This window comes from Pseudomonas sp. Fl4BN1 (assembly GCF_009908285.1).
GTDB lineage: Bacteria > Pseudomonadota > Gammaproteobacteria > Pseudomonadales > Pseudomonadaceae > Aquipseudomonas.
Genome location: NZ_JAAARM010000137.1, coordinates 1 through 398, shown reverse-complemented (window position 1 = coordinate 398; position 398 = coordinate 1). Strand labels below are relative to the sequence as shown.

1 protein-coding gene is annotated in these 398 nt (G+C 66.3%); it reads left to right on the top strand.

Annotated features, from left to right (window positions below; translation table 11 throughout):
• Positions 1-398 (top strand): NAD(P)-dependent oxidoreductase (locus tag GV818_RS33930; protein WP_306108718.1); only part of this gene is annotated, 398 nt, incomplete at both ends.

Genomic DNA, 398 nt, shown 5'->3' with positions numbered 1-398 from the left:
GTGGGGGCCAACGCGGCTGCTGTGGCCGAGCATGCGTGGGCGCTGATCCTCGCATGCGCAAAGTCCGTCCCGCAGCTCGACGCGCGCATGCGTGCCGGGCATTGGGACAAGGCGACGCACAAGTCGGTCGAACTGGATGGCCGCACGCTTGGCCTGGTCGGTCTGGGTGCGATCGGGCGCCGGGCTGCCGTGATCGGGCTGGCGTTCGGTATGCACGTTATCGCATTCGACCCGTACGCAAAGGAAGCGCCCGCAGGCGTCAAGCTGGTGAGCCTTGGCGAGTTGTACGCACAGTCCGATGTGGTGTCGCTGCACGGCCCGTTGACCGCCGAGAACCGCAAGATGCTGAACCGCGACGCGTTCAGCTGCTTCAAGCCCGGCGCGATTCTGGTCAACAC